Genomic DNA, 23,370 nt, shown 5'->3' with positions numbered 1-23,370 from the left:
ACTGGTGCTTGCGTAAAAAATAAAAATAAATCTTTGTGAAAGGTTGTGACAGTATTAAATGAATCAACACGATACTCCCCTCTTCACTGCTCTTAAAAAGCATGCCGCCGGAAACCCAGTTCAATTTCATATTCCGGGGCATAAGAAGGGGCTAGGAACCGATGCCGAATTCCGTGAGTTTATCGGCGATAACGCACTATCCATAGATTTGATCAACATCGCACCGCTTGATGATCTTCATCAGCCTACCGGCGTGATATTGGAAGCTCAGAAGCTGGCTGCGCAGGCCTTCGGCGCCGACTATACGTATTTTAGCGTACAAGGCACGAGCAATGCCATCATGACTATGATCCTCTCTGTCTGCTCGGAAGGAGACAAAATAATTGTTCCCCGCAACATTCACAAATCGGTGATGTCGGCGATTATTTTCTCCGGAGCCAAGCCTGTTTTCGTCTCACCTGTTCAGGATGAGAATCTTGGGATAGACCACGGTATTACCACCAGCTCGCTGGCACGTGCATTAAAGCGTCATCCGGACGCCAAAGGAGTTCTAGTGATCAATCCGACGTACTTCGGTGTAGTCGCCGACCTGCGTTCGATTGTGGATCTTGCCCACAGCTACGGAGTTCCCGTACTGGTGGATGAGGCACATGGAGTATTGATTCATTTTCATGAGGATCTGCCGGTATCGGCCATGGCGGCCGGTGCGGATATGGCAGCAACCAGTGTTCACAAGCTGGGCGGCTCCATGACGCAGAGCTCGGTACTGAATCTCAATGCGAAGACCGGCCTGGTCAATCCGCAGCGGGTTCAGACGATCATCAGCATGCTGACCACAACGTCAACTTCCTATATTTTACTCGCGTCCCTGGATACTTCAAGACGCAACCTTGCTCTTAACGGCCACGAAATGGCTGAGCGGACGATCGCGCTGTCCAATTATGCGCGGGAAGCCATCAATAATATTGACGGCTTGTACAGCTTTGGCAAAGAAATTCTCGGTACGGAGGCCACCTTTAACCTTGACCCGACCAAGCTGAACATCCATGTCCGTCACTTGGGCATCACCGGCTATGAGACAGAGAACTGGCTCCGCCAGAAGTACAACATCGAAGTCGAGCTTAGCGACATGTACAATATTCTTTGCCTGATTACGCCTGGAGATACCCGTGAATCTGTAGATAAGCTGATTTCCGCATTGCGCGTGCTTTCAGCCGTTCATTACAGTAAAGGCGAAATCTATGAACTGAAGGTACAGGTACCGGAAATCCCGCAGCTTGCCCTGATTCCGCGGGATGCCTTCTACGCAGATACGCAGCTGGTTCCGTTCCGTGAATCCGCCGGCTACATCATTGCTGAATTCATTTATGTTTATCCGCCGGGAATTCCGATTTTGCTGCCTGGTGAAGTTATTACCCAGGATAACATCGACTATATCATCGACCACGTTGAAATCGGCCTTCCGGTTAAAGGACCGGAAGACCGCAGCATCAACTTTGTCAAAGTCATTGTGGAAGCTGACCCGATCTCTTAACGGGCAGCTTCCAGGGATAAACAAAACCCCGATACTGAACCAGTATCGGGGTTTTGTGCTTGGGGCACCAATGCCTGTCCGGCAGGAATACCCTCAGCTGCACTGAAATCTATTCTTGCTGGGCAAGCAGCTCGTTGTAAGCTTCTTCAACAGCTTTCCATTCAGCTTCATCTTCAATGTTGTAAAGAACCATTTCTTCGTTCTCTTCTTCCATACGCAGAATGATACCGTCTGCCTCAGGGTTTTCGCGTTCCAGCAGCAGCGCGTACAACTTCTCGCCTACGTCGAACGTTTCCACCAGCACCATTTCTACATCTTCGCCCTGCTCGTTCGTCAAGGTCAGCACAAACTCCTCGTGCTCATGGTCGTGATCATGTCCGCAACCGCATGCTTCACCATGTTCATGGCCATGCTCATGTTTGTGATCGCTCATTGAAATACCTCACTTTAATTGAATTATCCTGCTAGGGTATCGTAACACGTATGGTAAGTTCAGGTCAATTTGCGGATGCCTGAAAAAGCTTAATCCAGCGCCGTAATTACCTTCTCTGCCACAAGAACGTAATCGGAGCCTTTTGAAGCCTTAATGTAGAAGCCTACACGGTATTTGCCGGAGTCCTTGAAGTCATACGTGAATTCTGAAGTCGGGAACCAGAAATCCTCCTTCTTCGATCCGCCGAGCTCCTGGGATTGAATATCCTTTACATTGCCCGAAGGGTCAGTAATAGCCACCTTTACGGCAGCAATTTCATCAGTCAGGCTGTCCACCTGGGTCAGCACCTTGATCTTGAGCTTGCCTACGTTCACATTGCCAAACACCTTGTCGCCGTTGAACAGTACAATCTGCACATTCGGCTTGAGGATCGTCACCTTGCCTGAACCGTCCCAGCTGACGACACCTCCGGCTTCTCTGGCCGGAATATATGCCTTCCCGTCGATCAGATAGCCCCCGTCGGCCATCTCCTTTCCATTGCTCCATACTCTAAGCTTTTGATTTACAGAATCCGCGAACAATAATGAGCCTCCCATCAGGGAAAACACAACCACGCACAGAGCAATTTTTTTCCATCTCATCCTTGAGACCCTCCAAATAATTCATGCTGTTAATATATACTACAGGAGGTGCTACAAGTTGCGGAGAGTTTAGGTAAAAAATTCATCATTCCGGGTAAAATGATACTATATTTAGATTAATGCCCACTACTGCCACGGCAGCACTACTATTATTGGAGGAACACCATATGACTCTGCAGCTGCAAATGCTCGGCACCGGCGATGCCCATGCCAAAAACTACTATAATAATAACGGGCTGCTCATCAGCCCGGACTATACTCTGATGATCGACTGCGGAACCACCGCACCGCTTGCCATGGAGGCAGCCGGCCGTTCTGTCAGTGAGGTGGACGCTGTGCTGATTACCCACACTCACAGTGACCACATTGGCGGTCTCCCTGAGCTTGGCAGGCTCACCCGGTCAGCCGGAGGGCCAAAAATGCCCCTGTTCGCTGCCGGACCGTTAATGAATCCGCTCCATGAAGGTTACCTTAAAAACCGCACCGGGAATTCCGGCTCCCCCCGCACCCTTGATGAGGCTTTCGAAGTAAAGCTGCTGCCGCCTGCTGCATCCTGCACACTCTCTCCCGCAATCACACTGGAACTGATCCGCACACCGCATATCCGCGGTAAAGACAGTTACTCCCTGCTGCTGAACGGTGATATTTTTTACAGTGCCGACATGACTTTTCAGCCTGAGCTGCTCCTGAAGCTGGTCCGCAAGCAGGGGGTCCGTCAAATTTTTCATGAGTGCCAGCTGACGGGCCCGGGCGTAATCCATACAGCTCTTAGCGATCTGTTATCTTTGCCCCAGGACATTCGTGAGCTGATCCGCCTGATGCATTACAGCGACCAGAAGCCCGCCTTTGAGGGTAAAACAGCAGAGATGACTTTTATGGAGCAGCAGGTGCTGTATACGCTATAACGCTTATGTCATTCCGGTCTGGGCAGAGCAGCCTCATAACCGGATAGGTCATTTGCCGCCCAGCTCCGGCCCGATGGCCAGCAGGCTAGGAATCTTCAGCATCTCCCCGGTCGTTTTTTATAACCACATTATCCGCCACCATAATAAAAAGACCGGACACCCGCGCATTGCAGCGCTTGTCCGGTCTTCGTATACACCTTCTGTCCTAGAACTGCGGCAGCTGATCCAGGTTATTCGTAGGATCCCCGTCCGCATCTCCCCGGATATACATTTCGCCGTCTTTCCCTTTGAACACATTCACTCCGGCAATACTGCCGGTCTGAACCTCCTGCAGCGCCTGCTGGTAATCGAGTACACGTCCAGAGGAAGTCTGAAACTTCAGCAGATCGCCGTCACCATTTCTCTGCGCCGCTGTAAAACGTTCGCGTTCATTGTTGATCACTGCGGATTCTCTCCTTCGCGTTTGGATTAGCCCTATGGCATACCGGTAGATTCCCCTGCGCCGCGAAGAAGTATGTATCTTTGGGTTTAAAGCTTCTTCTGCATTCTCACATGCAGGATGCCTGCGTCATAGAATGGCTCCTCGGAGATGACCTCATAACCCTGCTTGGCATAAAAATCTTCAGCCTGACACTGCGCATCCAGTATCGAAAAGACCAGTCCCAGTTCTTTGGCCCGCTCTTCAAGCGCCATCAGCAGGACACGCCCGTATCCCTTGCTGCGGTATTCCTTATGCACAGCGATGCGCTGCATTTTGGCAGATCCTGCTTTATAGTAAATCAGCCGGCCGGCAGCCACCGGAACGCCGTCATCCACAACCAGCAGATGATGCACCTGATCCCCGATTACATCGTATTCGTCAATTTCCTCTTCCGCCGGAACCTGCTGTTCCTCTACGAATACTTTTTTGCGGATGTCCAGCCCCATCTGAAGCTGTTCATCTGTAGTTACATGTACGATTTCCGCCGCCATATTCTCTGCCTCTCCTCTCTATGTCAAACAACAGTTGAATTATTATACAGAATTTTCGATTGTCTGTATAGGGAGGCCTGCCGGCTGACGGCTGATCTGAGGACACGCAGGTTCAATCAGCGGAGTATACTTCAGCAGGAATAGAACGGTCATACACATCCTGCATAACCGGGGACACCGGCGGGTCCAGCCGGTCCAGGCTGTCCGGTCTGCCGCCTAATTCCGTTACGGGGCTGATTTGAACTGCCTCCGGCGCCTGATACACTGCCGAACAGCCGGCAGGCATCAGCAGCAGAGCCAGACAGAGGCCTGTAACACTCTTGCTGTATTTGTGCATATTCTTCTCCTCCTTATCTTATCTGCTGTTCCCAGCTTTGACGATTGGAAGGGATATTAAACTTGCGCTTGACTTCAGCGGCAGACAGCATTAAGATATCCAGTAATTAGGATATTTAAAAGCTAGGAAGAGAAAGAGTACCTTGGCAATTCTCTCACAGAGAGCTCCGTCCGCTGAAAAGGAGCAGGGAAAAACCACGGGAATATGGTCTCTGAGCTGCGCACCGAAACCCTTTAAGGGGTGTAGGCTGCGCCGGAACCCGCATCCGTTAACATGCTAGGGTATAACCGCTTACCAGCGGCGTACCTGAAGAGGTGAATGCCGCAAGGCATTGACGAAGTTGGGTGGTAACACGTGAGCACAGGCTCCCGTCCCTTTTGGGGACAGGAGTCTTTTTTGTTGTTCAGATAATGTAAATCACAGGAGGAGAAGGAATAATGAAGACTATTTTTATCGGCGGCGCCTGGCCCTATGCCAACGGTTCCCTGCATCTAGGCAGGCTGGCAAGCATTCTGCCGGGTGACATTCTAGCCCGCTATCACCGGGCGGCTGGCGACCGGGTGCTGTATGTGTCCGGAAGTGACTGTCACGGAACACCGGTGGCAGTGCAGGCTGCCAGGGAAGGGGTATCTCCGGGGGCATTCGCCGGCAGATACCATCACGAATTCACGGAATGCTTCAGCCGGCTGGGCTTCACGTTTGACCTGTATACACGCACAGATCAGTCTGAACACCATGAGGTAGTCCAGGAGTTATTTCTGCAGCTGCTGGATCACGGATATCTGTATACCCGATCGGCTTTGCAGTGCTACTGTGAGCAGGACCAGCGCTTTCTCCCGGACCGCTACGTGGAGGGCATTTGTCCGCACTGCGGACAGCCGGCGCGCGGCGATCAGTGCGACTATTGCTCAGCCCTGCTCGATCCGTCCGACCTGCTGGAACGGGTCTGCAAAATCTGCGGAACACCGCCCGTTCTGCGCCCCACAGAGCATTATTACCTGGCCTTATCGAAGCTGCAGGATGAGCTGGCCGCATATGCCGGGGCGGAGCATGGCTGGAGGGAAAATGCGGTCCGGTTAACCGGGCGGTACCTGCAGGAAGGACTTCAGGACCGTGCGGCAACCCGGGACCTGGACTGGGGAGTCGATGTGCCGGTCGACGGCTACAGCGGCAAAAAAATTTACGTCTGGATCGAGGCGGTCAGCGGTTATCTGTCTGCCAGCAGACAGTGGGCCCGGCAGACAGGCGAAAGCTGGGAGGACTTCTGGCTGGAAAGCGTCGGTGAGGGCACTCCCGAACAGGGCATCACCGCCTATTATGTACACGGCAAAGACAATGTGCCGTTCCATAGTCTCATCTGGCCGGCCATTCTTATGGGGGCGGGCGGACTGCATTTGCCGGACCGGCTGCTGGCCTGTGAATACATGACTCTGGAGGGTCAAAAGTTCTCCACTAGCCGTAACTGGGCTGTCTGGGTTCCCGATATTCTCAGCCGCTATCAGCCGGATTCCATCCGCTATTTTCTCATAGCAAACGGACCCGAGAAGCGGGACACCGATTTCACCTGGCGGGAATTTATCCATAGCCATAACGGTGAGCTGCTTGGTGCCTTCGGCAATTTCGTCAACCGCAGCCTGGCTTTCATCAACAAGTCATTTGACGGCCGGGTGCCTCAAGGAGAAGCAGAAGCGCTGTGGAATCATGCAATTAATGAATTGTATCTAAAAGCCGGTAAGCTTATTGAGGCAGGCCGGTTCAAGGACGCGCTGGAGAGCATCTTTGCAGCGGTACGCCAGGCTAACAAATATTTCGACGAACAGAAGCCTTGGGCAATGTTCAAGGAAAATCCGGCGGACTGCAGCCATACCCTCTACAACTGTGTGCAAATTATCGCTAATCTGGCTAACCTGCTGAATCCGTTTATTCCCTTTTCCTGTAACCAGATCCGCTCCTTCCTCTCGTTAGGGCAGCCCTGTTGGCACAGCATCTCCGTACCCGCGGGTCAGGCCATCCGGGACTTAACCCTGCTCTTTGAGCGGATCGATCCGAAGCGTATAGAGGAAGAAACAGAGCGGCTGAAAGCACAATTAACCGGGGGAGGATAGGGGATCGTTATTTATTCCGCCTCCTGCAAAAATCTCTTGATTTCAGCCATATGCGCCGGAACGATTAGCGGGTAGGTCACTTCCTCCGGTATGTCCGCGAAGCCCCTGATCTCGGCCATTTCAAATTGGGGAATCTGCCCGAAGCTCTGAACATCCGCCAGATAGAGCTTGCCGAAGCTCTCGGGCACCCCTTCTATGGATACTGAGTATACGCAGACAGGTGTTAGGGAGAATTCCTCTGCTCCTGTCTCTTCATATAATTCCCGCGCCGCCGCATCATCCGCCGGTTCATTCGGCTCGATATGCCCGCCCGCAAACTCCCATGTAGACCGTTCACGGTGCCTGGCCATAATCCACTGATCGCCCTGCCTTGCAACAATCACTACATATTTTAGTGCAACATCTTTAACAGCTGTCCTATGTATCGTAACTTTCACCGGCTTGAATCCCCCTTAGCTAACTGCTCCCATTTCTCGCGGGTCTTGGAGTACTTTCCGGGATCCAGCGAGCGGATGTCAAAAAATAGCTGCCTGGAGCCAGCCGCGTCTGCCAGTCTCCCACTGGTATGCCAGGCAAACTCGGAAACAGGGGACTGTTTTTGCGTAAAAGTAGTGTTGTTCACATTAAAAATAGCTGCCATGTCTATTTCCTCCTATGATTGTTATACATATTCTGTTACAGTTCTCATAAACTGCAATCTGCCTTTATTATCATGCCTGAGTAAAATAAACAAAAGGAGGTTTCTCATGGTTGTATTTGCTGTTCTGTTTGTCTTGCTGGCCGTACTGAACTTTTGCTTTCCGGCCTTCGGCTGGTATCTGCGTTACGGGTGGATGGTTAAGGGACATTCCGAGCCGAGTAATGCTTATATTCTGATGTGCCGGATCAGCAGCGTTCTCGCCCTCATCCTCTTTTTCGTATTTTTTATACCGGTTATATTTTTTTAAAAATGCTTCTTTTTATTAGATTTTCTTGTGTAGTATCTGGTTTTGTAAAGGAGGTTTAACGTGAGCGGAATATTAGTGCTAGCAGCCTCTATACTGTATCCGGTCCTACTATATAGGATATTCCGGTTCATTGAATACAAAAGCCGTCTGAGAATGTATTGGATCATTATGCCGTTAAGCGTGCTCATCAGCTTGTTCATCCCGTTTTTGTACATCTATATTAAGGGGCCGTCCGTCCTATTTTCGCTGGAGGCTGTGATGGGTTATTCACTGACATCGGGAATGATGACCTTTCTGGTCATCCCTTCTTTTACAGCGGCATTGGTTTGTATATTGTATGGTTACCTGAGAATCAGCAGAGGGTCCGTCGCTATTATGGCTGCAGTATGTATTGCAGGTGCGGCAGGATGCTTGTCAGGCGGCAGCGCAATAGAGCGTTTGCTCAATGAACCGTCAATCCGTTGGGAGCAGGTCGGGGCTGAGGAGGTGGCGGGGGCCGGAATGTGGATCTACAGTGACGGTCAGAATGCCGAGAACCGCTACATCGGGCTGAATGAACAGGGGACGGATCAGATAATGATAATGCTTAACTCTATTCCGGTATCTGCGGTTAATGAAATTCAGTATGCTGAGCGCACACTGGCTGCAGAAATTTGGTTAAGCTTCAAAAAGAACGATCAGCGATCGGTCCGGATTCAATATGACAAACATGCAATTTACGCAGAAATAACGGATAAGCGGAATCAAAAATATTTTTACGTCCAAGCCCCCCGGTTAAAAGACTTCTTTGATCAAAAGCTCCATGAATAGCTGTTACTTCAGCCGTATCCCGCTTAATAAATAATCCCAGTTCGCATAATCATTCATATCTCCCGGAACCTCAAGTGCGCACACGTGCTCCATACCCCAGGGCAGTTCCCTGGTAACCGTCAGATGTTCTGCAGGGTTTAGGATCAGAATGGTAAAGCTTCTTCCTCTAAGTAATGTGGATAAAATATAACGTAGCTCATACACCTGTTCGTAGCTGGCATGCCACCGGATGAACAGACTGTTGCTGCTTAAGAGCAGATTTGCCCAGAAGCGGGTGATCCGCCGGTCAAGCTTTTGTCTGTAAGCCGGATAACAGGAGCGCCAATCTACTTGCGGGATGACCGGAAAATCGTGTGCGGAAACAATATTGTACCGGGAGTCCTTAATAAAATAGGATTTGGATAAGCTGTGCCTTGCAGGGTCGTCATACAGGGGATCCCCATCGTTCAGGAAAAAGTCGGTCTCCTCCAGCTTGCTTAAATTCTCCAATTCCATGAAGCCGTCAAAACGGCTGCCGATTAACCGGTTCACATCGCTGAGTGATGCAGAGATCATCCAGTCCAGGGGCATGGCGAACTTGCGGAGGCCGTACCGTCTCATATTAATGGCAGGTGCGCAGGAGGAGCCGAGGCTGACGATCAAGTCGTATTCTTTGTGAATATCCTGAAGGTTCATGTGTTGATTCACCCGCTTCGTCGGGAATTATTCCATTATTAAAGTGTATACGCAGAAAAGGGAGTTGGATTGGACTTTTTTAACGAAGGGTGTAAAAGAATCTGGAGCTGTATTGAGGGGTTTAAACAACAAAAAAAGCCTTGAAAATCAAGGCTTTCACGTATAGGACGGATGGGGTTCGAACCCATGACCCCTACCCTGTCAAGATAGTGCTCTCCCGCTGAGCTACCGTCCTGCAACAAAAGTTATAATATCACAGAATGTTAGCTGGTGGCAACCATTTTTTTCGTGGAGGAGTATTGAGGCTGTAAAGCAGCTACCTTCTTCTCTTCAAAATATCTCCATCCAGCTCAAAAACTGCAGGCGCACCTATTTCTTCAGGATTCCACCCCCGCTCTATAGCTTGAGTAATGAAATACGCGGCATCCTTAGGTCTGGCGATTTTTTGATTCAGATGCTCCGTATGTGGAAAATTCACCCAGAAGCTGTCTATATCGGACTGTATGTGCACTTCAAGCCGGTTTCCCTTAACAGATGCATGTTCCGCTACCATAACGATAAATCCGCTATCCGGTGAGATGGTCCAGATGTACGGTTCAGCATGTACAGTGATTTTTCTGCCGTCCTTTTTATTAATGGTCATGTGGAGCCCGCCTTTGTTTATTCAGAATCATCTATACCCGTGCCCTGATGCGCTGCACTGCTATTCCCGCATTCTCCAAGGAGCTTCGGATAGCTACTGCAAATTCTACGGCGTGAAGACCGTCCCCGTGCAGACAGATGGTTTCAGCGGTTATAGCCACATCCTCTCCGCTGATGGAGCGCATCTTGCCCTCGCCCACCATCCTTAGAACCTGATGCCGGGCCTGCTGTTCATCCGTCACTAGCGCTTCCGGCCGGCTTCTGGGCGTTAGTGAGCCATCGCTCAGATAAGTCCGGTCGGCAAAAACCTCACTCGCAGTAAGCAGCCCCGCCTTGTTCCCGGCCCGGATCAGCTCGCTGCCGGCCAGGCCGAACAGAATCAGCTCCGGCTCAATCCGGTACACCGCCTCTGCGATTGCTTCGGCCAGAGCTGAGGAGGCTGCCGCCATGTTATACAGCGCACCATGCGGCTTGACATGCCGGAGCACGCCGCCTTCTGCCCGCACAAAACCCCATAAGGCCCCCACCTGATAAACCGTGAGCTCGTAAGCTTCCCGGGGCGAAAGCTTCATTTCCCTGCGTCCGAAACCGGCCAGATCCTGCAGGCCGGGGTGCGCACCGACAGCCACTCCATGCTTCAGCACCAGCTGCACCGTCCGCGACATGGTGCCGGGATCGCCGGCATGGAAGCCGCAGGCAATATTGGCTGATGTTATGTACGGGAGGATCTCTTCATCCCGCCCGATCCGGTACGCGCCGAAGCTCTCGCCCAGATCGCAGTTTAAATCAACAGACTTCATTGGCTGTTACCTCCGGTATGTATTTTTGTGATTTGTTAAGAACCGCGCCAACAGTCCGGATGGGGCGCAATTGCGGATGAGTCGTGCGTACCTGCGGCGCTCGCGCGGATTCAAAGGCATTTTTGCCTTTGATTTGGCCCGCACGAGGCGTTGGCTCGGATTCAAAGGCATTTTTGCCTTTGATTTGGCCCGCAGGCGGCGTTGGCTCGGATTCAAAGGCATTTTTGCCTTTGATTTGGCCCGCAGGCGGCGTTGGCTCGGATTCAAAGGCATTTTTGCCTTTGATTTAGCCCGCAGGCGGCGTTGGCTCGGATTCAAAGGCATTTTTGCCTTTGATTCTGCCCGCACGCAGCGTTGGCTCGGATTCAAAGGCATTTTTGCCTTTGATTTGGCCCGCACGCCGCATTGGCTCGAATTCAAAGGCATTTTTGCCTTTAATTTGGCCCGCACGCCGCGTTGGCACGGATTCAAAGGCATTTTTGCCTTTGATTCGGCCCGCACGAGGCGTTGGCTCGGATTCAAAGGCATTTTTGCCTTTGATTTGGCCCACATGCAGCGTTGGCTCGGATTCAAAGGCATTTTTGCCTTTAATTTGGCCTGCCCTGTCTCCGGGCAACCCCTACATATGTTCCAGCACAAGCCGCAGCCGGCGCAGCTCAAACTCACGCTGCATTAGCTGCTCCTGTGCTTGCCGCAGGGTGACAAGCCGGAAGCGGATAGCGCTGCCGGGGCCCGCCTGCGCAAGCAGCGGCAGGTCTGCCGTAATGACCTGCGCAAGCTTCGGATAACCGCCGGTCGTCTGCCGGTCCGCCATCAGGATGATCGGGGCTCCGCCGGATGGTACCTGAATGGTGCCAAAGGTGACTGCCGCTGAGACCAGACTCCGTTCCTGCTCCAGCTCCAATACACTCCCGGACAGCCGGTAGCCCATCCGGTCCGACTCCGGGAGAATCATATATGGCTCAGACAGAAAGCGCCGCCGGCTCTCTTCGCTGAACAGCCCGTATTCTTCCCCGGCAATCACCCGGACCACCGGGGCTTTTGGATACTCAGGAATAAGTGCCGGCGCAGGATACCAGCTGCTTATAGCTATAACTTCTGCTCCCAACTTACCAGCCAACCGTCCTGCTTCCTGACCACTATCGAACTGTCCAGTTTCCAGTCCACCGTTCAACCGTCCTGCTTCCTGTCTATTATCGAATTCTCCTGTTTCCAGTCCTCTATTCAACCGCCCCGCCCACAAGTCCAGCTGCCACGCGCCTGAACCCCGGGCCAGCCGTTCTGTCCAGGCGGCAGCCCTGCGCGAAGGCGTGCCTACAGGCAGCACGTCACCGGAGCGTAGCGCCCTGCCCTGATGGCCGCCGATCCCGGCGCGCAGGTAGGTCGAGCGGCTGTTCAGCTGCACCGGAACATCGATGCCTCCGGCAACAGCCAGATATGCCCTGCATCCACCGGGCAGGCGCCCAAAATGCAGCCGTGTCCCTTTAGGCACATAGGCTGACCGCCAAAGCGGCAGCGGCTGCCCGTCCAGCATCGGCGCTAATCCGCCGCCGCAGACGGCAATCAGTGCCGGAGCAGCGAAGGTAATTTCCGGGCCGAGCACTGTCATTTCCAGTCCGGCGGCCTGTTCATCATTGCCGACTAGCAGATTGGCCATGCGAAGAGCATAGCTGTCCATCGCCCCCCCGGCAATCACACCGAACTGCTGGAAGCCGTATCTACCCAGATCCTGAACCGTCGTTAGCAGACCCGGCTTCATGATCAGCAGGCTCATAGTCTCTCATCTCCCATGTCCGAGAATTCCCGGAATGAAACCGGATAGAAGCGGACTATATCGCCGGCCAGCAGCAATACGGGCGGCATAGCATCCGGCTTAAACAAAGCAAGCGGAGTCCGGCCGATCAGCTGCCAGCCGCCCGGCGTCTCCAGCGGATACACCCCGGTCTGATCGCCTGCAATCCCGACAGAGCCTGCGGGGATAACCAGCCTTGGTGAGGACCGGCGCGGAGCAGAAATCGCCGGGGACAGCCCCCCGAGATAAGGAAAACCCGGGGCAAAGCCAAGCATATAGACCAGATAATCAGCCGAAGAATGAACATCAATAACTTCCTGTACTGATAGCCCGTTATGACGGGCCACAAACTCCAGGTCAGGACCGTTTTCCCCGCCGTAGCATACAGGAATTCTGACCGTTCTTGGAGCAGGAGCCTCCTGTTCTTCTGTATGCTTCAATAGATCTTTCAATAGGGCAGCCACTACCGGATACGGATAGTTTTCCTCCCCGGGGGCGATATACTGCGGATATGCCTTCAGGACAGCATGCCCGTCGTAATATACGGCAACCGAGTGAAAGGAAGGGACAAATTCAAGCATCCCCGCAAAAGGAGCAGAACTCAGCCTGCTGCAAACCGCCCTGACACGGCGGTGGGTCTGCGGACTGACTGCTGCCTCAAAGAGTACAGACGCAGCTGAATCTCCTAACGGGATAATGCGAGGCAATCCAGTCCTAGTATGATTTTGCAGATGAGGTACCCGGCCCTCTGCCTTGTTACCCAAGGATAGCCCCCCTTTCCAATCCATAATTATGCTTATTATACCCGATTAATGAGTCAGCCTCACGCCAGCACCTGCAGCACATCAGCGATTTTCCGGTGATGGGACATTACACCATAATTCATCCAGGCCATAAAATCTACCTCATATACGCAGCCGCTGCGTACAGCAGGAAGGCTCTGCCAAAGCGGTGTTTCAAGCAGCTCCCGGCCTTCACCCATCTGCCGGTCAAAGGTAATGAACAAATGATCTGCCGTCAGCTGTGCAAGGGCCTCCAGGCTGAGATTCACCTGCTTCTGCCCCCGGCACAGCTGACGGACCAGCGGATGCGGCTGCAGCCCGAGGTCGCTGTGCAGCACGCCTCCCGTATAGCCCAGCCCGTCACATCCGTACAGCATAATGCCGGCGGAAGAGATCCGGAGCACCGCTACAGTCTGCGTTCCTGCTAAGCGGCTGAGCCGCTGCCTGGCTGCACGCGCCTTGTCCTCATAACTGCTAAAAACCTCCTGAACGCTACCGGTCCTGCCGAAAATCGCTGCCGCCGTACGCAGGGTAGCCCGCCAGTTCTCCTGATGAAACGGTAGTTTAAACAGCGGTGCTACCTGACGGTATTCCTCCAGATTCCAGCGCTGAAAGCCGTCGTCAAGCATGATCAGCTCCGGCGTATAACGGGACAAACCCTGCCAGTCGCCGGTGGAAATATCAAATGCCGGCACATGATGAAGCCCAAGATAATCCTGCTTGCCCCAATCCGCGTGGCAATACTGTGCAACAGGTGTGATACCCAGCGCCAGCAGATAATCCTCCAGAAACGGGGCGAAAATCCGTGTTCCCTCCTGGTACAGGCTTCTGTACCGGCCGGGTGTAACCCCGACACTGCCTTTAAAACGCCGGCTGAAATAGTACTCATTACTATAGCCCACTGCAAGGGCAATCTCATGCAGCCGGTCTTTACTCATCAGCAGCTGCTGCTGGGCCCGTTCAATTCGCAGCCCGTTAAGGTATTCCAGCGGAATCTGACCGGTCTGTTCCTTGAACAGCCTGGTATAACGGCTGCGCCCCAGGCCCGCGATCTCCGCCAGATCGTCGACTGTCATCGTTTCATTAAAATGCTCCTGCATATATTGTACAGACCGCTGAACCAACGTCTGGTCATCCGCAGGCACGGCAGCACAGGGATTGGCACGCATGAGCAACAGCAGCAATTCCTGGAACCGGCTCTGGGCGGCAAACTGCTCGATCCGCTCGGCATCCCTGTTGCTCTGGTGAATCGACTCCAGCAGCAAAATCATTTGCGGGAAGGGACGGCACTGTAACGAACCTGAATGCAGAAGCCCCTCCGCAGGCAGACTGCTCACTGAAATCTGCCCATTTTCCCCGTAAGTAATAATGTCAAAGGTAAGCCGGTAAAAGCTCAGCCCCTGCTCTCCAGCAATAATACTGCTTAGTCCCCCGCCGTTAAACAGGAATCCGCTTCCCTTCTCCAGCGGATAGCGCTGCCCGTCTGCTTCAGCCCAGCCCTGTCCATCTGTTATAACGATCAGAGCAGGAACCGGATACATCACGGTTTGCTTAAAGTCTGACGAGGACTGTGCTACGGTCTCTATAGTATTTAGACTGTATAATATCCTATTAGGATATTTATCATCTGTCCTTCCCCCCATTTTCCCGCCCCCTAACTGAGAATCATTTTCATTAATTCAGTGTAAAACAAAAAAGAAGGCCTATCAACCATGCTGATAGACCTTCTTCTATATAATATGCCTCTATTGGATAGGATGACTTATTTAACTATAGCCTTAAGCAGATCGTCAAGCTTCATGGAATTGGCGGTAATAGCCCCGGACTGCCAGTGTGAACGTTCCATTTTGTAAATATTTCCGTTCTTCACAGCCGGAATGTTCTTCCAAAGCGGCCCGTCCAGAATGCTCAGGGCATCCTGATTCTCAGGCGTGTCCCAATCGCCGTTATCCAGGAACACAATGATATGATCAGCGCCCAGCTCTGGAATGACCTCTTCAGAGATAATCGACTGGTAGTCCGTCATCTCTGCTGCCATATCAACAGGAGTTAGCCCGAACTGGTCATAAATTACCCCGGTGTAACGGTTTTTGACGCCGAATAAGGCAAATGACTTATCAGCTACATTGAGCCGGATTACAGCTACCTTTTCCTGACCGACTGCCTGCTGCAGCTTGGCTTTACCGTCCACTAATTTTGCGTCATACTCAGCCAGCACACTCTCGGCTTTTTCCGGAATACCCAGGGCATCAGCAATCGCAGCAAGCATCAGTCTGGAATCCTGAAGTACCGCCTCTGGCATCCGGTAAGTCGGTGCTACCTTGGAATAATTCTCGTAGGCTGTTTTGTCTGCACCACCGTCCAGAATGATCAGATCCGGATTCTGGTCCAGAAGTGCCTCCATACTGCCGGTTATATCAAACTCCGGAACATCCAGTCCGAGATAATCCTGCTTGCCCCAGCTCGGATGATACCATTGCACCACAGGTGTAACACCCAGTGCCTTCAGATAATCCTCCACATAAATACCGGCAACCCGCTGCGGATGCGCCGGAATCTGAACATCACCGAATTCTCCGGTTACGGTACGCATTTCGCCTTCAGCGCCGCCTGAATTGTCCATCTCTGCCGCTTTATTGCCGTCCGGCGCACTGCTTGCTGCAGTCTCTGCCGCATTTTCTGTCTGCGCGGCATTTCCGCTGGCTGCGTTATCATTGCTTCCGCAGGCAGCCAGTACTGCCATTACCATTAGGAGCATTGCTGCCCAGATATATTTCCGACCCCGCTCTACCATTGAACTCTCCACTCCCGACATTGATGTAATTGATTATCATTCTCAATAACCACATTTTCAATACTAACATGCCTGACTGGAGTTTCAATGCACTTTCTCAGCGGATTTTTTATACAAACTCGTTTATAATCTGTTTACAGCAACAGACAGAGACAGCCGAATCCAAACATGTCGGTCACAGACTGTCCCTCTCTTCGCCTACTCAGTTTTATTCATCCACCATCCGCTTCTTATACACATAGGCAGCAACAGCATGTATCACCAGTACCCATGCCAGGATGACCAAGAGATGCAGCATAACATCACCCAGGCCGGCACCAGCCTCTACACGGTTCGCCAGCTCCAGCAATTGAAGATTCGGCATATATTCTACCACAGCCAGTACCGGATATTTCTCGATAAACGGAGTGAGGAAGGAGCCGGAGCTGAAGATGAACATAATCGGAACGATAACTACAGAGGCCTCCATAACCGATTTGGTAAACAATCCGATCAGCGTACCTAATCCAACATAGAACACAGCGGATAACACGAGGGCAATAGCAATTACAGCCATATTCCGCGGATTATAGCCGCTGAGCCAGATTGATCCGGCAACAACAACAGCTGTTGCAATAAAGCTCAGCAGGCTTTTTCCGCAAAAGATTTCCAAAGTACTGGCCGGAGACAGCATCAGTCCGCGCAGCGTGTTCTTTTCCTTCTCTTCCGCAATCAGGGAGGACTGGACATAAGCCCCTACCAGGATGAAGCCCAAATTAATGATCAAATAATGAGAAGCAATGCCTTCAATCCCCATGCGGCCGAATAAAACAGCCATCAGGAGCGGCATAATTAATGTGGTGGATACGAACAAATTGCGGGACAAGTCCTTATAATCCTTTTGCAAAATAGCAAATATTCTTCTCGTTGAAAATGTCATGCCAGCTTCCTCCCTGTCACTTCTACAAATATATCGCCTAATGTCGGATGATTCGATTGCACGGATACAAGCTGGCTGGTGCTCATATAGCGGAACATCTGGTCTGCACCTTCTGGCCCCTTTGGCACAATGACCATACTGCCGTCCGCTAGCTCGACCGTCAGAGTGGGCTCGCCCCGCTGCTGGCGCAGCTTTTTGGGACTGTCCAGGAGCCTGATTTCCCCGTTGTTCAGGAACGCAACCCGGTCGCATAACGCCTCTGCCTCATTCATGTCATGTGTCGTCAGGAAAATCGTCGTGCCCTTCTCCTTTAATAGAAGCAGCCCTTCATGAATATGCTTTGTATTGACCGGATCCAGCGCCGAAGTCGGCTCGTCCAGGAACAGCAGTTCAGGCTCGTGCAGGAATGCCCTTGCCAGAATAACCCGCTGCAGCATCCCTTTTGACAGCTTAGATACAGGCTTCTTCTCTTCACCCGCCAGATTAACCATCTGGAGCACCTCAGCGATTCTTTGATACGGCACGCCGTAAAGATCGCAATACAGCTTCAGATTATCGTAGACATTCAGCCTGCCGTATAGGGCCGTGTTGTCTGTGACGATGCCGACCTTTTGCCGGTAGGTCTCAGACTTCAGCTGCTCAGTGCTTACTCCAAAAGCATATGCGCTTCCAGATGTCGGCTTGAGCTGGGCAGTCAAGATTTTAATAGTAGTTGTTTTGCCGGAGCCGCTGGGGCCAAGGAAGCCGAATATCTCTCCTCTTTTTACATTGAACGTGACATCCTTCAGCGCCCTGGAAGCTCCAAATGCTTTCTGTAATGAAGTGACTTCAATAATATTCTCCATCGCCTGCTCATCCTCCGCCCTTCTGCTGTCTATGTCCAAATCGTACGGCAAACGCAGCAGCAGTGCACTAAAATCACTGTGAAAGGAGCACAAAAGAGCGTAAATGGAGCATATGTATACCTGAATGGAGCTATTTCAGCCCCATCATTTCCTTTAATTCGGCCATTTTGGTCTTGGACAAGGGTACCGAGGTCTTCGCTACATCATCAAGTACAAGACTATAGCTGTTGCGGGTGAATGTGATGACTTCTCTGACCTTCTGGAGATTAACCAGATAGGACCGGTGGCAGCGGAAAAAACCGTAGGAATGCAGACGCTCCTGCAGCTCATTAATTTTAAAAGCAGTCGGATAAAGCTCACCGCCGATTGAAAGCTGGGTCTGACCGTCACTGCTTTCGACATAATCAATTTCCGGCGGATTGAACAGAATGATTTTGTCGTTCATGCGGGTCGGGATTTTTTCAAAACGGAACAGCTGGAGCGTCTGCTCGATCTCCTCGGCTGCTTCTTCCTCTTTTACAATATCACCATCCGGCTGACCGTCTTCCTTACGTGATGATTCTGTTTCATCCGCAGACTGGATGAAAGACGGTTCAGGTACAGCTGACTCCGCAGCCTGCTCCTCCTGATCCTGTATATCAAAAGCCTGTAGTCCCTTTTCATCCAGCCGATACACCCGGTTAGTTATACTGAGTGCAGTCTCCATGTTACCAGTCAGAATAAGCACCGCTTTACCGCTGCCGCACAGCTGCTGCACAAGCCGCCTGAACACAAGCTTTGTTTCGTTATCAACATTCTGGTCCGGCTCCTCGCAGACGAGCAGCTGCGCATCCTGGATAATCAGCCGGGCATACTGCACACGTTTTCTCTCGGAATGGCTCAGAGCGGATAAACGCACACCTGCTTTGGCGTCAAGCCTGACTATCCGCATCACTTCCTCGACCGGACGGCCGTAGCCATACAGCTTGCTGTAAAAGCGCAGGTTCTCTTTTACCGTTAGTCTGGTGTATTCCCCTTCCTCCAGCAGCAAAAAACCAGTCTCAGGCACCGCCTGCCGGATATGTCCGGTATATGTATGGCCGTTAATTCTGATTTCCCCTTCAGCCACAGGCAATTTGCCTGTAAGAATGCCGAGGAGCACAGCCCGTACGTTCATGCCCGTATGCAGCGCAACCGCTTCCTGCCGGGAAACCTCCATAGTAAATGCGGGAAATACAACAGAGTGTTCGGTATAGCTTTCAAGTTGTCTTATTGACAGCACAGTCACTTCATCACCTGACCCGTTTGTTTTTAGTTCCGCTTCTATTTCTCTCTTTATAATGAATCTATTCTATTATAGCAGCTTCTGTTCACCAGTTTTTCAAAAAGAGAATTGTAAAAAGAGGATTGATTTCCGGGACATTATATTTTACAATGAACTCATAAACGCGCGTTTACAAGCAAAAAGGGGGCAATATGCGCAGCGAAGATATAGCGAGGCTCGCAGGGGTGTCCCGAAGCACGGTGTCCCGCGTGATCAACAATTATTCCAATGTCCCTGAAGAGACGCGGGCCAAGGTACTGAAGGTTATTGAGCAGCATCAGTATGAGCCCAACAGCTTTGCCCGGGCTCTGGCCGGCAAGAAGACCGATACGATCGGGCTTTTTGCCATCAGCATGAACGAGAAGGAGAACACGACCCGGATCTACCAGAATAACTACTTTGCCCCGTTCGTCGATGCCGTAGTCGACACGGCGAATGCCAGAGGCTGTTATGTGCTGATCCACACCGTCTACTCCCCCGATGATTTCCTGAAGGTTAAGCAGGCTTTTCTGCAGAAACGGATTGACGGCGGCATCATCGTCGGCACCCAGAAGGATATTGATATCGTACGGGAAATGGTGGGACTTGATTCCCCGCTTGTGCTGATCGATTATGATATTTCGGAGATCATGGCAGAGCATCTGGACCGCAATCATCTGGCTATTGTTAACTCCAAGGATTATGAGGGCACGGTCGAAGCCATTGAGCATCTGATCGGACTTGGCCACAAGGAAATCGGCATGATCTGCGGACGGATGAACACTTATTCCGGAAGGGAACGCTACATGGCCTATGCGGATACGCTGAAGCGCCACGGGCTTATTCCTAAAGATCAGTATGTCCTGCAGGGCGATTTTTTGAAGGAGAAGGCTTATGAGGAGGTTAAACAGCTGATTGCTTCAGGCAATCCGCTGCCGACCGCGTTCTTCTCCTCCAACGACGATATGGCGATTTCGGCCATGGAAGCGCTCGCCGAGCACGGCATCTCCGTGCCTGAGGACATCTCGATTGCCGGATTCGATGATGTGCAGCTCGCTGCCCGCATCCATCCCAAGCTGACCTCTGTGCGCCTGCCGATTTATGAAATGTCCAAGGCTGCCGTCGAGAAGGTCATCGAGCTCTGTGATTCACAGCAGCCGACCTTCAGCACTATCAGCTTTCCGGCCCGGCTGGTCGAAAGAGATTCCTGTCAGCCGCCGAAAGCAACTTAATAGGAAGCAGAAACGGCTTTGCCTTCCTTAATTCCGTTTCTGCGAGAATTATACTTCAAGAGAAACTCCCTTTGCCCCGAGGGAATTTTTTCTGACTCCCGTAAACGCGCGTTCACAATCGAAAGGAGACTCTCCTAAATGAAATTCGGAACTTTTGACGACACTCGCAAAGAGTACGTAATTAACACTCCTAAAACACCTTACCCTTGGATCAACTACCTCGGTAACGAGCAATTTTTCGGTCTTATTTCCAATACTGCCGGCGGTTACACCTTCTACCGTGATGCACGCATGAGAAGACTTACCCGTTACCGGTATAACAATATTCCGCTGGACAACGGCGGCCGCTACTACTACCTGCATGACGATGGTGATTTCTGGACTCCGGGCTGGATGCCGGTTAAGCGTGACCTCGATTTCTACGAGTGCCGCCACGGTCTTGGCTACACTTCCATTACTGGTGAGCGCAACGGTATTTCCGTTAACCAGCTTGCTTTTGTACCGATGGGCCACAACGCCGAAGTACACCGCCTCATCGTTAAGAACACTGGCGACGTGAAGAAAACCGTTAAGCTGTTCTCCTTTGCCGAGTTCTGTCTGTGGAATGCCCATGATGATATGACCAATTTCCAGCGCAACCTGAGCATTGGTGAGGTTGAAGTCAAGGATTCCGTTATCTATCACAAAACCGAATACCGTGAGCGCAGAGACCACTACGCTTTCTATTCTGTAAATAAACCGCTGGCTGGCTTCGATACTGACCGTGAATCCTTCCTCGGCATGTTCAACGGACTGGACAACCCTGAGGTGGTCGCTTCCGGACAGGCTAACAATTCCGTAGCCTCCGGCTGGTCGCCAATCGGCTCCCACGCTCTGGATATTACGCTCGAACCGGGTGAACAGCAGTCCTTCATCTTCGTTCTCGGCTACATCGAGAATCCGGAAGACGAGAAATGGGAAGCACTGAATGTCATCAACAAAAAACCGGCACAGGCTGTTATCGACCAGTTCGCCACAGACGAGCAGGTTGACGCTGCACTTGCTGTCCTGGCTGCACACTGGGATAACCTGCTGTCCAAATATCAGATCCAGAGCGGTGACGACAAGCTGAACCGGATGGTTAACATCTGGAATCCGTACCAGTGTATGGTTACGTTCAACATGTCCCGTTCCGCTTCCTATTTCGAATCGGGTATCGGCCGCGGTATGGGCTTCCGCGATTCCAACCAGGATCTGCTCGGCTTCGTTCACCAGATTCCTGAGCGTGCCAGAGAACGTATTCTCGACATCGCGGCTACCCAATTCCCTGACGGCAGCGCGTATCACCAGTACCAGCCGCTTACCAAAAAGGGCAACAATGAAGTCGGCTCCGGCTTCAATGATGATCCGCTCTGGCTGATCTCGGGAACTGCTGCCTACATTAAGGAAACCGGCGATTATTCGATCCTTGATGAGCAGGTTCCTTTTGACAGCAATCCGGACCATACCGCTACCCTGTTTGAGCACTTGAAGCTGTCCTTTGAGCATGTAACCAACAATCTCGGACCACACGGCCTGCCGCTGATCGGCCGCGCGGACTGGAATGACTGCCTCAACCTGAACTGCTTCTCCACCGTGCCGGGTGAATCGTTCCAGACTACTGAGAATATCGCAGGCGGTACAGCAGAATCCGTGTTCATCGCCGGACTATTCGTCTTCGTTGGACCGGACTATGCAGAAATCTGCCGCATGCGCGGACTTGACGATGTAGCTGCAGACGCTGTAGCCAAGATCGAGAACATGCGTGAAATCACGCTGACTCACGGCTTCGACGGAGACTGGTTCCTGCGCGCTTACGACCACTACGGCGATAAGATCGGCAGCAACGAAAATGAAGAAGGCAAAATCTTCATCGAGCCGCAGGGCATCTGCGTTATGGCCGGCATCGGCGTTGAGGGCGGCCAGGCAGCCAAGGCTCTGACTTCTGTAGAGGAGCACCTGGATACTGAATACGGTATCGTATTGCAGCAGCCTGCTTACTCCAAGTACTATCTGAACCTTGGTGAAATTTCCACGTACCCTCCGGGCTACAAGGAAAATGCCGGTATCTTCTGCCACAACAACCCGTGGATCATGATCGCAGAAACCGTGCTTGGACACGGGGACAGAGCGTTCGAAATCTACAAAAAAATCGCTCCGGCCTACCTGGAGGACATCAGCGAAGTACACCGTATGGAGCCTTATGTGTACTCCCAGATGATCGCCGGTAAAGACGCTGTGCGTCACGGTGAAGCGAAAAACTCCTGGCTGACTGGTACAGCTGCATGGAACTATGTTGCTATTACCCAGTCAATCCTCGGAATTCAAGCTGACTTTGCCGGTCTGAAGGTTGATCCTTGTATCCCTTCCGAGTGGGATGGCTTCGAAATCACCCGCGTCTTCCGCGGAGACACTTATGTCATCACCATCAAGAACCCGAACCATGTGTCCAAGGGCGTTGCCAGCCTGACTCTCGACGGCGCTGCTGTTGAAGGCAACATCATTACGCCAGTCGGCGACGGTGCTGTGCACCAGGTTGTTGTTGAACTTGGTTAATTAACGCTGAGGCCGCTTAGGCGGAATTAAGCTAACTTGTGAGTATAACTTATATATGCTTAAGAACCCGGTTATCCGCATATGCGGCGTAACCGGGTTCTTTTGTGCGGCTGACGGGTTCAATGTTGCAGGGTGTTTTATGCTGCCGGGAATAACGTGCGAGTACACTGGGTTAACTGCATTTTATACAGCTAAATCCGGCAAAAATCTGCCTCGGTGCGTTTTAAGTGTATTTCGTGCAACTAAAACAGGCAAGATAGCCGAATTCAGAGTTTTTCAGTACTTTTAAGTGTACAAAGTGCAGCTATATCCCATTTTCGCTAAAATATAGCCGTTTTAGTTGTACAAT

25 protein-coding genes, 1 tRNA gene and 1 other annotated feature are annotated in these 23,370 nt (G+C 51.8%); of the genes, 8 read left to right on the top strand and 18 right to left on the bottom strand.

Features of this window, described 5'->3' with window-relative positions:
• Nucleotides 1-58 precede the first annotated feature (58 nt).
• On the top strand, nt 59-1,534 hold the full coding sequence (locus tag NST84_RS12105) for an aminotransferase class I/II-fold pyridoxal phosphate-dependent enzyme (protein WP_342565812.1): 1,476 nt from the start codon (nt 59-61) through the stop codon (nt 1,532-1,534).
• A 109-nt stretch (nt 1,535-1,643) separates the two neighbouring features.
• Here NST84_RS12105 and NST84_RS12100 read toward each other — a convergent pair whose 3' ends face one another.
• The gene (locus NST84_RS12100) at nt 1,644-1,967 is read right to left on the bottom strand and encodes a DUF1292 domain-containing protein (protein ID WP_039872519.1); all 324 of its coding nucleotides are present in this window, start codon (nt 1,965-1,967) and stop codon (nt 1,644-1,646) included.
• 89 nt (nt 1,968-2,056) lie between these two features.
• Nucleotides 2,057-2,608: a copper amine oxidase gene (locus NST84_RS12095; RefSeq protein ID WP_342565811.1), complete on the bottom strand. Its 552-nt coding sequence runs from the start codon at nt 2,606-2,608 to the stop codon at nt 2,057-2,059.
• Between the two features lie 167 nt (nt 2,609-2,775).
• Here NST84_RS12095 and NST84_RS12090 point away from each other — a divergent pair, with 167 nt between their 5' ends.
• On the top strand, nt 2,776-3,513 hold the full coding sequence (locus tag NST84_RS12090) for an MBL fold metallo-hydrolase (protein WP_342565810.1): 738 nt from the start codon (nt 2,776-2,778) through the stop codon (nt 3,511-3,513).
• Between the two features lie 205 nt (nt 3,514-3,718).
• Here the strand turns inward: NST84_RS12090 and NST84_RS12085 are convergent, their stop codons facing one another.
• The 3 genes from NST84_RS12085 to NST84_RS12075 all read right to left on the bottom strand — a co-directional run bounded on the left by NST84_RS12085 (nt 3,719) and on the right by NST84_RS12075 (nt 4,822).
• Nucleotides 3,719-3,955: a DUF3892 domain-containing protein gene (locus tag NST84_RS12085; RefSeq protein ID WP_342565809.1), complete on the bottom strand. Its 237-nt coding sequence runs from the start codon at nt 3,953-3,955 to the stop codon at nt 3,719-3,721.
• Between the two features lie 86 nt (nt 3,956-4,041).
• Nucleotides 4,042-4,485 carry a GNAT family N-acetyltransferase gene (locus NST84_RS12080; protein WP_342565808.1) on the bottom strand — a complete coding sequence of 148 codons (444 nt, stop codon included), beginning with the start codon at nt 4,483-4,485 and terminating at the stop codon, nt 4,042-4,044.
• A 112-nt stretch (nt 4,486-4,597) separates the two neighbouring features.
• The gene (locus tag NST84_RS12075) at nt 4,598-4,822 is read right to left on the bottom strand and encodes a hypothetical protein (RefSeq protein ID WP_342565807.1); all 225 of its coding nucleotides are present in this window, start codon (nt 4,820-4,822) and stop codon (nt 4,598-4,600) included.
• 115 nt (nt 4,823-4,937) lie between these two features.
• Nucleotides 4,938-5,201 (top strand) — a binding site (T-box leader).
• 58 nt (nt 5,202-5,259) lie between these two features.
• On the opposite strand from NST84_RS12075, the gene metG reads away from it, so the two are divergent.
• Nucleotides 5,260-6,927 carry a methionine--tRNA ligase gene (gene metG, locus NST84_RS12070; RefSeq protein ID WP_342565806.1) on the top strand — a complete coding sequence of 556 codons (1,668 nt, stop codon included), beginning with the start codon at nt 5,260-5,262 and terminating at the stop codon, nt 6,925-6,927.
• A gap of 11 nt (nt 6,928-6,938) precedes the next feature.
• On the opposite strand, the gene NST84_RS12065 is transcribed toward metG, so the two are convergent.
• Nucleotides 6,939-7,364, bottom strand: a complete 426-nt coding sequence (locus NST84_RS12065) for an NUDIX domain-containing protein (protein ID WP_342565805.1) — start codon at nt 7,362-7,364, stop codon at nt 6,939-6,941.
• Nucleotides 7,361-7,567 (bottom strand): hypothetical protein, encoded by a 207-nt coding sequence (locus NST84_RS12060; RefSeq protein ID WP_342565804.1) that lies wholly within the window; start codon nt 7,565-7,567, stop codon nt 7,361-7,363. The genes NST84_RS12065 and NST84_RS12060 overlap by 4 nt, the downstream gene beginning before the upstream one ends.
• A 106-nt stretch (nt 7,568-7,673) precedes the next feature.
• Between NST84_RS12060 and NST84_RS12055 the strand changes: the two genes are divergently transcribed.
• On the top strand, nt 7,674-7,874 hold the full coding sequence (locus tag NST84_RS12055) for a DUF6199 family natural product biosynthesis protein (protein WP_342565803.1): 201 nt from the start codon (nt 7,674-7,676) through the stop codon (nt 7,872-7,874).
• Nucleotides 7,875-7,934: 60 nt separating this feature from the next.
• Nucleotides 7,935-8,684, top strand: coding sequence for a hypothetical protein (locus NST84_RS12050; protein WP_342565802.1), 750 nt, complete (start codon nt 7,935-7,937; stop codon nt 8,682-8,684).
• 3 nt (nt 8,685-8,687) lie between these two features.
• On the opposite strand, the gene NST84_RS12045 is transcribed toward NST84_RS12050, so the two are convergent.
• The 4 genes from NST84_RS12045 to NST84_RS12030 all read right to left on the bottom strand — a co-directional run bounded on the left by NST84_RS12045 (nt 8,688) and on the right by NST84_RS12030 (nt 10,801).
• Nucleotides 8,688-9,359: a DUF1796 family putative cysteine peptidase gene (locus NST84_RS12045; RefSeq protein ID WP_342565801.1), complete on the bottom strand. Its 672-nt coding sequence runs from the start codon at nt 9,357-9,359 to the stop codon at nt 8,688-8,690.
• Nucleotides 9,360-9,522: 163 nt separating this feature from the next.
• Nucleotides 9,523-9,594: transfer RNA gene (locus tag NST84_RS12040), tRNA-Val, on the bottom strand.
• A gap of 81 nt (nt 9,595-9,675) precedes the next feature.
• Nucleotides 9,676-10,002, bottom strand: coding sequence for a hypothetical protein (locus NST84_RS12035; RefSeq protein ID WP_342565800.1), 327 nt, complete (start codon nt 10,000-10,002; stop codon nt 9,676-9,678).
• Between the two features lie 31 nt (nt 10,003-10,033).
• Nucleotides 10,034-10,801 carry a 5-oxoprolinase subunit PxpA gene (locus NST84_RS12030; protein WP_342565799.1) on the bottom strand — a complete coding sequence of 256 codons (768 nt, stop codon included), beginning with the start codon at nt 10,799-10,801 and terminating at the stop codon, nt 10,034-10,036.
• Nucleotides 10,802-10,871: 70 nt separating this feature from the next.
• On the opposite strand from NST84_RS12030, the gene NST84_RS12025 reads away from it, so the two are divergent.
• A complete protein-coding gene (locus NST84_RS12025; protein WP_342565798.1) occupies nt 10,872-11,477 on the top strand; it encodes a hypothetical protein in 606 nt (201 codons plus the stop codon).
• Here the strand turns inward: NST84_RS12025 and NST84_RS12020 are convergent.
• The 7 genes from NST84_RS12020 to NST84_RS11990 all read right to left on the bottom strand — a co-directional run bounded on the left by NST84_RS12020 (nt 11,421) and on the right by NST84_RS11990 (nt 19,089).
• The gene (locus NST84_RS12020) at nt 11,421-12,575 is read right to left on the bottom strand and encodes a biotin-dependent carboxyltransferase family protein (protein WP_342565797.1); all 1,155 of its coding nucleotides are present in this window, start codon (nt 12,573-12,575) and stop codon (nt 11,421-11,423) included. The two genes, NST84_RS12025 and NST84_RS12020, sit on opposite strands and share 57 nt — an antisense overlap.
• A complete protein-coding gene (gene pxpB / locus NST84_RS12015; protein WP_342565796.1) occupies nt 12,572-13,357 on the bottom strand; it encodes a 5-oxoprolinase subunit PxpB in 786 nt (261 codons plus the stop codon). Before pxpB ends, NST84_RS12020 begins: the two co-directional genes overlap by 4 nt.
• Before the next feature lie 59 nt (nt 13,358-13,416).
• A complete protein-coding gene (locus NST84_RS12010) occupies nt 13,417-15,018 on the bottom strand; it encodes a helix-turn-helix domain-containing protein (RefSeq protein ID WP_342565795.1) in 1,602 nt (533 codons plus the stop codon).
• A 119-nt stretch (nt 15,019-15,137) separates the two neighbouring features.
• Nucleotides 15,138-16,118 (bottom strand): ABC transporter substrate-binding protein, encoded by a 981-nt coding sequence (locus NST84_RS12005; RefSeq protein WP_342566410.1) that lies wholly within the window; start codon nt 16,116-16,118, stop codon nt 15,138-15,140.
• Between the two features lie 259 nt (nt 16,119-16,377).
• Nucleotides 16,378-17,088, bottom strand: coding sequence for an ABC transporter permease (locus NST84_RS12000; protein WP_342565794.1), 711 nt, complete (start codon nt 17,086-17,088; stop codon nt 16,378-16,380).
• The gene (locus NST84_RS11995; protein ID WP_342566409.1) at nt 17,085-17,933 is read right to left on the bottom strand and encodes an ABC transporter ATP-binding protein; all 849 of its coding nucleotides are present in this window, start codon (nt 17,931-17,933) and stop codon (nt 17,085-17,087) included. The genes NST84_RS12000 and NST84_RS11995 overlap by 4 nt, the downstream gene beginning before the upstream one ends.
• A gap of 130 nt (nt 17,934-18,063) precedes the next feature.
• Nucleotides 18,064-19,089: a LytTR family transcriptional regulator DNA-binding domain-containing protein gene (locus NST84_RS11990; protein WP_342565793.1), complete on the bottom strand. Its 1,026-nt coding sequence runs from the start codon at nt 19,087-19,089 to the stop codon at nt 18,064-18,066.
• A 299-nt stretch (nt 19,090-19,388) separates the two neighbouring features.
• On the opposite strand from NST84_RS11990, the gene NST84_RS11985 reads away from it, so the two are divergent.
• Both NST84_RS11985 and NST84_RS11980 read left to right on the top strand, forming a co-directional pair.
• Nucleotides 19,389-20,447, top strand: a complete 1,059-nt coding sequence (locus NST84_RS11985; protein WP_342565792.1) for a LacI family DNA-binding transcriptional regulator — start codon at nt 19,389-19,391, stop codon at nt 20,445-20,447.
• A 138-nt stretch (nt 20,448-20,585) separates the two neighbouring features.
• Nucleotides 20,586-23,021: a glycosyl transferase gene (locus tag NST84_RS11980; protein WP_342565791.1), complete on the top strand. Its 2,436-nt coding sequence runs from the start codon at nt 20,586-20,588 to the stop codon at nt 23,019-23,021.
• The last annotated feature ends 349 nt before the right edge of the window (nt 23,022-23,370 follow it).

Source organism: Paenibacillus sp. FSL R7-0345 (genome assembly GCF_038595055.1).
GTDB lineage: Bacteria > Bacillota > Bacilli > Paenibacillales > Paenibacillaceae > Paenibacillus_AQ.
This window is presented reverse-complemented; position numbering and strand designations above follow the sequence as displayed.

Excerpts from the sequence above, each read along its gene's own strand:
- NST84_RS12075 (WP_342565807.1), bottom strand. The coding sequence starts at position 4,822 with ATGCACAAATACAGCAAGAGTGTTACAGGCCTCTGTCTGGCTCTGCTG.
- NST84_RS11985 (WP_342565792.1), top strand. The coding sequence starts at position 19,389 with ATGCGCAGCGAAGATATAGCGAGGCTCGCAGGGGTGTCCCGAAGCACG.
- NST84_RS12100 (WP_039872519.1), bottom strand. The coding sequence starts at position 1,967 with ATGAGCGATCACAAACATGAGCATGGCCATGAACATGGTGAAGCATGC.
- NST84_RS12060 (WP_342565804.1), bottom strand. The coding sequence starts at position 7,567 with ATGGCAGCTATTTTTAATGTGAACAACACTACTTTTACGCAAAAACAG.
- NST84_RS12105 (WP_342565812.1), top strand. The coding sequence starts at position 59 with ATGAATCAACACGATACTCCCCTCTTCACTGCTCTTAAAAAGCATGCC.
- NST84_RS12010 (WP_342565795.1), bottom strand. The coding sequence starts at position 15,018 with ATGGGGGGAAGGACAGATGATAAATATCCTAATAGGATATTATACAGT.
- NST84_RS12005 (WP_342566410.1), bottom strand. The coding sequence starts at position 16,118 with ATGGCAGTACTGGCTGCCTGCGGAAGCAATGATAACGCAGCCAGCGGA.
- NST84_RS12035 (WP_342565800.1), bottom strand. The coding sequence starts at position 10,002 with ATGACCATTAATAAAAAGGACGGCAGAAAAATCACTGTACATGCTGAA.
- NST84_RS12020 (WP_342565797.1), bottom strand. The coding sequence starts at position 12,575 with ATGAGCCTGCTGATCATGAAGCCGGGTCTGCTAACGACGGTTCAGGAT.
- NST84_RS12045 (WP_342565801.1), bottom strand. The coding sequence starts at position 9,359 with ATGAACCTTCAGGATATTCACAAAGAATACGACTTGATCGTCAGCCTC.
- metG (WP_342565806.1), top strand. The coding sequence starts at position 5,260 with ATGAAGACTATTTTTATCGGCGGCGCCTGGCCCTATGCCAACGGTTCC.
- NST84_RS12000 (WP_342565794.1), bottom strand. The coding sequence starts at position 17,088 with ATGACATTTTCAACGAGAAGAATATTTGCTATTTTGCAAAAGGATTAT.
- NST84_RS11980 (WP_342565791.1), top strand. The coding sequence starts at position 20,586 with ATGAAATTCGGAACTTTTGACGACACTCGCAAAGAGTACGTAATTAAC.
- NST84_RS12030 (WP_342565799.1), bottom strand. The coding sequence starts at position 10,801 with ATGAAGTCTGTTGATTTAAACTGCGATCTGGGCGAGAGCTTCGGCGCG.
- NST84_RS12080 (WP_342565808.1), bottom strand. The coding sequence starts at position 4,485 with ATGGCGGCGGAAATCGTACATGTAACTACAGATGAACAGCTTCAGATG.
- NST84_RS12055 (WP_342565803.1), top strand. The coding sequence starts at position 7,674 with ATGGTTGTATTTGCTGTTCTGTTTGTCTTGCTGGCCGTACTGAACTTT.
- NST84_RS12090 (WP_342565810.1), top strand. The coding sequence starts at position 2,776 with ATGACTCTGCAGCTGCAAATGCTCGGCACCGGCGATGCCCATGCCAAA.
- NST84_RS12095 (WP_342565811.1), bottom strand. The coding sequence starts at position 2,608 with ATGAGATGGAAAAAAATTGCTCTGTGCGTGGTTGTGTTTTCCCTGATG.
- NST84_RS11990 (WP_342565793.1), bottom strand. The coding sequence starts at position 19,089 with ATGAACGTACGGGCTGTGCTCCTCGGCATTCTTACAGGCAAATTGCCT.
- NST84_RS11995 (WP_342566409.1), bottom strand. The coding sequence starts at position 17,933 with ATGGAGAATATTATTGAAGTCACTTCATTACAGAAAGCATTTGGAGCT.